General features: G+C 34.5%; 7 protein-coding genes. 1 reads left to right on the forward strand and 6 read right to left on the reverse strand.

All coding sequences use genetic code 11. From position 1 onward, the window contains the following. Positions 1-91 precede the first annotated feature (91 nt). The gene (locus OZD64_RS02460; RefSeq protein WP_274999201.1) at positions 92-1,420 is read left to right on the forward strand and encodes an IS4-like element ISWen1 family transposase; all 1,329 of its coding nucleotides are present in this window, start codon (positions 92-94) and stop codon (positions 1,418-1,420) included. 350 nt (positions 1,421-1,770) lie between these two features. On the opposite strand, the gene OZD64_RS02465 is transcribed toward OZD64_RS02460, so the two are convergent. The 6 genes from OZD64_RS02465 to OZD64_RS02490 all read right to left on the reverse strand — a co-directional run bounded on the left by OZD64_RS02465 (position 1,771) and on the right by OZD64_RS02490 (position 7,250). Next, complete coding sequence (locus OZD64_RS02465; protein WP_274999237.1) at positions 1,771-2,556, reverse strand: hypothetical protein; 786 nt, start codon at positions 2,554-2,556, stop codon at positions 1,771-1,773. 65 nt (positions 2,557-2,621) lie between these two features. Beyond that, entirely contained in the window at positions 2,622-3,011 is a 390-nt protein-coding gene (locus OZD64_RS02470) for a phage tail tube protein (protein WP_038199080.1), read from the reverse strand. Beyond that, entirely contained in the window at positions 2,986-3,396 is a 411-nt protein-coding gene (locus tag OZD64_RS02475) for a hypothetical protein (RefSeq protein WP_038199079.1), read from the reverse strand. Before OZD64_RS02475 ends, OZD64_RS02470 begins: the two co-directional genes overlap by 26 nt. 306 nt (positions 3,397-3,702) lie before the next feature. After that, positions 3,703-4,251: a head-tail connector protein gene (locus OZD64_RS02480; RefSeq protein ID WP_095742630.1), complete on the reverse strand. Its 549-nt coding sequence runs from the start codon at positions 4,249-4,251 to the stop codon at positions 3,703-3,705. Positions 4,252-4,387: 136 nt separating this feature from the next. Next, entirely contained in the window at positions 4,388-4,699 is a 312-nt protein-coding gene (locus OZD64_RS02485) for an ECH_0659 family protein (RefSeq protein WP_038199073.1), read from the reverse strand. A gap of 148 nt (positions 4,700-4,847) precedes the next feature. After that, positions 4,848-7,250, reverse strand: coding sequence for an ankyrin repeat domain-containing protein (locus OZD64_RS02490; RefSeq protein WP_274999238.1), 2,403 nt, complete (start codon positions 7,248-7,250; stop codon positions 4,848-4,850). Between the last annotated feature and the right edge of the window lie 402 nt (positions 7,251-7,652).

Raw genomic sequence — 7,652 nt, forward strand, 5'->3', positions numbered from 1 at the left:
CCATACGCGTCAAGTTAAGGAAATAAAGGTATGAAAGAGATAGAATAATAAGGTATAAGTTCTCCCAGAAATACTTTTAGTGAGAGAACCAATGAATAAAATAACTAGCTTATCAAAAAAGCTCAAAGAATTTTTTAATGAAAAAGCAGACAAAATCTCAATTACAACAAGGTTTATAAAAAGAAAGAGAAAGCTAAAAGGTTCATCGTTCGTAAAAGCCATGGTCTTGGGTAATATAGGGGTTGATAATTGTAGCGTAGAAACAATGTGTCAATTACTAAACGAGGACTCGATAGATATAACAAAACAAGGTTTGGATTTTAGATTTACTGAAGAAGCAGTGGAATTTATGAAAAGGATGTATAATGAATCTGTGCTTCTCTTCAAAAATATCTTGCAAGTTGATTGCAAAATCTTACAGCAATTTAATAGTGTTAAATTATTGGACAGTAGCTATATTACTCTACCTAACAGTATGGAAGAGATGTATAAAGGTTATGGTACTAGCTACAGTGGCTATGAAAGCAATACTAAGTCTGGAATAAAGTTACAATTAGTTTTCGACTACATGAATCAGATAATAGACCAACTTAATTTAACGGAGGGAGTAAGATCAGACCAGGGATATAGGAAACATTTAAGTAATATATTAAGCAATGATTTGCTAATATCTGATCTCGGTTATTTTGTGCCAAGTTCTTTTAAACAAATCAATGAAATAGGAGCTTATTTCATAAGTCGTTATAAATCCGATACCAACATATATGATGTAGAAACAAATCAAAAAATGGAGTTATTAGAATGTTTAGAGGATAAGTTATTTTTAGAAAACGAGGTATTGTTAGGAAAAGAAGCAAAAATTAGAGTAAGAATTATATGTCAGAAACTAACTGAAGAACAGTCTATGGCCAGAAGAAGGAAAGCTAATAGATTAGCAAGATCGCAGGGATATACATCCTCTAAAAGAAATCAAAAATTGTTGAACTGGTCAATATTTATAACTAATGTTCCAGAAAATAAAATTAGTGCTGAGCAAGTATTAACGATTTACAGAGTAAGGTGGCAAATTGAGTTATTATTTAAATTGTATAAAAGCCATATCAGACTTGATAAGCTAAAAGGAAAGCCATGCAGAGTATTATGTGAACTATATGCTAAATTGTGCGCAATTCTTATATTTCACGGCATAGTTGGTTGCACAGAAGTGAAAAAGAATACAGAACTTAGCTTAACAAAGGCATTTATTGAGCTAAAAAAGCGGGTTATAGAGTTATTTTTAGCACTAAAGAATAAAGTTAATAGTTTGAAAGTTTTTCTTAAAAAGCTTACCATAACTTGGTCTCGATTTTCATTAAAAGACAAGTACAGAAAAACTAGAGTATCTACCTTAACTTCCCTGAATTTACTTACAATCTCTTAACTTGACGCGTATGGTTGGCTAGACTTTGCCTAAGTTGGATTTTCACCAACTGTATTCTAAACGCTTACTTGGCGCACTCATAACAAAAATGCCTGAAAAACGTTAATAATTATATACTATTATTAATAATTATTCAACCATATTTTAAGCTTACAATTTTGAGCTTAACTGACGCTTATGGATAGGGGCAACTCTATCACCCTGTGTTATGTTTATTTTCTAACGGACGCTGATTTTTGTATCGTAATTTCTTGCTATAAATTGGTTATATAAGAGCTGGCTTCTAAAATTTTATAACCCTAATTTGAATTAACAGACAGTAGAATCGAAAGATTATTACAAGGAGAAATCTACACAGATCGACCCTTTTGTGAATCTGCGTTTCTGCTTTCTTCAACTTGTTTTGCAAAAGATGTTTCCGGGTTCTGAAGTGGCTTAGCAATTTCACGCACAACGGCAATAACTGCTGTTAAAAACGTTTTTAACAATGCACCTAAAGCTCCACCAACTGCTTCCCTGCCATATATATGAGCTTGCTTTTCGTTACCGTCAGCAGTTTCCCCTGCCCTCCTTCTTGGATCCATCCTATGAGCAATCACCGAAAACAACACTCCCCTGATTGAAGACTTCACTTTTTCCTTTGCTTCGTGGACATCCCCATCTTTTGCTGTTTCATGTCCATGACTTAAGTGTTTAGCGTTCATTAGCTCCTTTTGTTGCTGGGCAAACATGCTACTTAATACTTCTTCTATCACTTGCTTTCTTCTCTTCTCTCTAACTCTTTTCATAGATTCTGATTTATCGCGAGTGTGTTTGGTAGTTTCAAATTCTGCATCAATATCTTCGGACGCAGCCTGACTATATAAAGTCTCTATGAGCCTGTCTATGCTTCGCTTTATTTGCATAGTCCTTTCGTAACTATCCGAATTATCAATTCCTTCGTCGATCTGATTTAGAATATCCTCAAAAACTTTCAAATAGTCTTGAATATACTGTATTATGTATTGCTTATCTTCCTCTTTGTGTTGTTCTTCTTGATTTTGCTGATTTTCATTTTCTAAACTTCTCTCTCTTTTATCATCGTTATTTTCTTCAATATTATCACCGTCTTCCTCGAAAAGGTTTTCGTCATTCATGATTTTTTTTAATTTAGTTAAAATTCTCACCAGTTATTATTGTATATGAAAAAATTAAATTAACATTAATGAAAAGCGTTTACAACTTCAGCACTATTTAAAACTACAGTAAAGCTGTCAAAAGTAACAGGATCATAATACCTCTCATACAATTCAACTGAACACCTAAGCCTTATCTTTTCCTTAGCATTAAAACTAATTTCATAATCATTATTAGAGTTTAGCATAGCAGAATTACGTAATAATTCATCAGCTAATACAGAGTCTAAAATTCCATTAATTTTTATCGTAATGTGTCTGCTTCCAGCACAATCGAGCACTTTCCTCCAGCCAAAAGAAGAAATATCTTTCACCTCTTCTCTGTTATTACGCAAAGTAAACCTTAGGTTTCTTATATTATTTAACACAATCAAATTATTGTCATGATCTTTAATTTTTAGCTGTAATTTGCTCATTATCACCTCCTTTTATTAAAACATCAAAATTAATTGTTGAATGTAAAATTTCATCGTGCTGATCCATAGCACAATTACTTTCTAAAATGGCCTCATTATTAAAACCTTCAATGCTCTTAAGTATCAAGTTAATATGCCTTATAATGGCAAACATACTGTCTATATGATAAGTATATATGTCGCATGAAAATCTTGCCTTTGTAGCAAAATTGGACAGCATATGCAGGTTATTATAATTCACTACACACAATCTCAGGTAAGGAATGGTGACCTGTTTAGGTAAGTAGTCATAAATGTTAGTAACATATTTCCTTAAATCAGAGTTTGCTTTTAGTGCTTCATAAATGCTACTGTACAACTCGTTTATAGCTTGAATTTTTTTCATAATTAACCCTCGAAAGATATATAGAAACTCGTCATCCCGCTGCTTGTTAGCGGGATCTATGTTAAGAGATACCGCGAATGAATCGCGGTATGACGATAAGGTTTATACCTCGTCATCCCGCTACTTATTAGCGGGATCTATCCGTGACGGTATGACGTAGGACTGCTGTCATTCCGCTACGTGTTAGCGGCTGAGATACCGCGGCGGTATGACGATAAGGTTTATACCTCGTCATCCCGCTGCTTGTTAGCGAGATCTATCCGTAACGGTATGACGTAGTAGCCCAGTTTGAATGACCAGAAAGAGCTACAAAACAACCTTTGGTTCGCGAAATGGAGAATATACCTTCTTCACTTCAGATAAATGGCTACTTACCTCCGATTCACGATTTTTGTAAAGAGCAGAAACATGCCGCATAATACCTAGTTTTATCTGCTCAGGAACATTGTCATAACCAGCTTCGTATACAACATCAACTCTTATTGCATTCAAACAATTGAAAAACTCAACATAGCCCCCTACATCACTAAAATAATACTTAAGTGTACTCTTCTCTTGATTTTTAGACATCATTGCAGTAGCCAATACTATCTTACTCACAGGGCCATAGCTTAAATAGATCCTACGAGGTACATAATCTTCATATGAAACTTGCCATGTTTGTTTCACCAGTGACTTTTCCATATGCCATTCAGCGTAATCAGTTGCCATAAAAATTAGATCTGAAATCAACTTATCATCCTGGTCGTTCTCAATGCGTAAAAAAGATTTAACCTCTTCTAAAGTAACTGGAAAAGATTCAGGCTTAGATTTACGTTGCACAGATATTCTTGGTGAAGTAGATCTTATTGACATAATAACCCTCCTTTTTGATATAGCTAGAATAAGTAAGGTTTACCTCGTGACAGCGTGGGGCAAATCTTACTTACTTTAGCTATGCAGCTTGCATGCAACATTAAGTTAAATTGGCGCAGTAACAACTCTGAGTGCTTTATCGTATGAATACATTAAGAAGAGAACGTATTAAAGCTGTTTCTCCTTTTTTGTTGATAAAATTTGAACTTATAGCATATTCAACTAGGCTGGATTTTAGTAGATTGACATTTTGAGAATGAATATTATTGAAGGTGGAGTTTAACTCTTTAGCAAGCAGACTGCGAAATTTTTGCACACTGTCATATGCGATATTTTCAAGTTCATGTGCAAATTTATCTTGAGCTATAGTTGTTATATCTTCAATTTCCTTATTAAACTCCTCTAGCTTTTTTTCGTTATTTTTAAAATTTTTCGTAAAAGTTTTCATATCAATTAAACTCAACTATTATTATGATTATAATGACAATGAAAAACTACCGAAGTAAAAAATTCACACTACTGTGTAACTTACAAATACTTTTTACTACATTCCAGCGTCACGCGCTGGAATCTATAGCAAGTGTACAAATTAAATTTTACAAACACCGTTGTGCTGAATCTTGAATATTCACTTCTTTCAATTCAGTGGTAGGTTTTGGTTCAGCGATGGGTTTTGATATTGTGTATGTAATGCCACCAGCTATCAGTGCAGATACCACAGAAGCTGCAACTATTAATAGAGCAGACAATCCGGAAGCAATACTAAGAGCAGCACCTACTGCTAACATAGCTGCAAGGCTCTCATAGGCAACTTTTGGGGAAAATTGTCTTTTTCCTACTTTTTCTAGTGACACTTCATTTGTTTTAGTTTTGCCCAGTTCACCATCAAGTGGTGTGTTTTCATTCTCCAGACTTCTTATTTTTTGTGTTAGTGATTCATTCTCTTTATTGAATTCTTTCAACTTAGTCTCATGTCCAACTATGCAACTTTTTGATTCTGCTAGTTCCTTTTGCGCTTTTTCTAACAACACTTTTGTTTTAGAATGCTTATTTTCGTTTTCTTCTAATTCGCTATTAAGTGTTGTATTTTTACTTTCTAGATCTTGTATTTTTTGTTCTAGTGATTCATTCTCTTCATTGAGTTTCTCCAGTACTTCCAATTTAGTCTCATGTTCAGTGACACAATTTCTCAATTCTGTTAGTTCCTTTTGCGCTTTTTCTAATGGTACTTCGTTTTTTTTAGTTTTTGTTTTTTCTAATTCACCCTTAAGTGTTGTGTTTTCATTTTTTAGATTTTTTATTTCTTGTCTTAGTGATTCATTCTCTTCATTGAGTTTCTCCAGTGTGTCCAGCCTAGCTCCATGTCCAGTGATATAACTTTTCAATTCTGTTAGTTCCTTTTGCGCTTTTTCTAATGGTACTTCGTCTGTTTTAGTTTTTGTTTTTTCTAATTCACTATTAAGCGTTGTGTTTTTACTTTCTAGATCTTGTATTTTTTGTTTTAGCAATTCATTCTTTTTCTGCTCATCCTTTAGCTGAGTACGTAATTCTTTTAACTTAGCTTTACGTTTTTCAACCTTTTCTGCTTTTTCTGGAGTTTCCGTTGCGTTGTGTGTTTTGGAATGAGAAAAGGTACTAGGTACAACCTCAGATGGCTGATCACACATACTGTTTAGTCTATCTATTAGGTCTTCATCCTTTATCAATGAGCGATCTGCTCCATGCTTTATCAAAAGCTTTGCTAATTTTTTATTGTCATTTGCAAGAGCATAATATAAGGGAGTATGCTCAACTTTATCTTGTGCATTAACATTTGCTCCACCTTCTACTAGATATTCTGCAATCTCTACACAACCATATGCAGCAGCATAATGTAAAGGGGTCAGTCCATCTTTATCCTGTACATCAACTTTTGCTCCACATTTTACCAAAAGTTCCACTGATTCTTTATTGTTATCTGCAATAGCCCAATGTAAATGGGTCACGCCATCTTTATCTTGTGCATTAATATCTTCTCCATTTTCTAATATAGATTGGCCTAAAGCTTCAGATTCATCTGCATCAAAATATATTCCACTATCGCCACTATTACTTTTATTTAAAAAGGTCTGTTCCCCATTATATGTAGTATACTGCTCTGGATGTTGACTGTGCAAGTCATTATGTTCTATGCGCTTCTGATTATTGGCAAGTCTTTGTTCTGCCTCTTGCAACTTTTGCGCCATAGCATCTCTTTCTCTTATAGCCTGTTCTTTTTCTAATGTATCATCTACTTTGTCTGTATTGTTTTCATTAACGATTGAGTTTGAAGAAGTCTGTTCATCCTCATCTTGTACATAGACTTTTTTGTTGTTTGGTGTAATTCTACTATTCTCTTCCTGATGTTTTGCACCCCATGCTTGTACTGCAGCAGTTACGTTATTTCCGTTCAAAGCTAAATTTCCTGGAGTTTTATTATTAGGCTGCAGTAAAGTGCCTTGTCTATAAGGTTGTCTTCTCGTAGCTCTTGTCTCAGCATAACGTTGTTCTCCTTCCTCTAACATTTTTATTATAGCCTTTTTACCTTCTACATCGCCGACAATATCCCTTGGAGTTCGGCCTTGACTATCTTTTAGTAAAGGATTTGCGTCATTATTCAATAAAAGCTGAACTATCTCTTGATGACCATGCAAAGCAGCAATGTGCAAAGCAGTTAGCTTAGACTTAGCTTCATCAAGTTCATATATTGGTTCATTAACTTTTGCTTCCTTTGCTAGTAGGAGTTTTACTATTGGTACACTGTTACATTCCACAGCAAGATGTACCAACATATAATTTACAATTTTGTCTGAATCTAATATACTGAACATCTTATCTATCTTCAAATTGTTATAAGTGCTATATACTATTGAGTCTGCATCTTTTAGCTTATTCCCTATTCTTTCAAGTAAATTATTCTCATTTAAACCTTCACTCTTGCTTACCTCATTTATTATTTCAAAAAACTTTTTCTTTTCCATTGTCGTAACCTTTCCTCTCAATTTATTTATTATTGCTGAACCATCTCACAAAAAAGTTAAGTTTGTCGAAATTCCATGTTTGATCTAAAAATTAGTCATAAACATTTTCTATGCAAGTAGCTGACACTGGTTCATTCTATAATGGTGTCACAGCAGTCCTACATCATGCCACCGCGAACCGTCATACCACGATTCATTCGCGGTATCTCATCCGCTAACTGTTCTCCCTCATCATACCGTCACGGTATCTCCAGATCCCGCTAACAAGTAGCGGGATGACGAGTTACTATACCACCGCGAACCGTTATACCGCGATTCATTCGCGGTATCTCATCCGCTAACTGTTCTCCCTCATCATACCGTCACGGTATCTCCAGATCCCGCTAACAAGTAGCGGGATGA

The organism is Wolbachia endosymbiont of Drosophila tristis, assembly GCF_028981745.1.
GTDB lineage: Bacteria > Pseudomonadota > Alphaproteobacteria > Rickettsiales > Anaplasmataceae > Wolbachia > Wolbachia pipientis.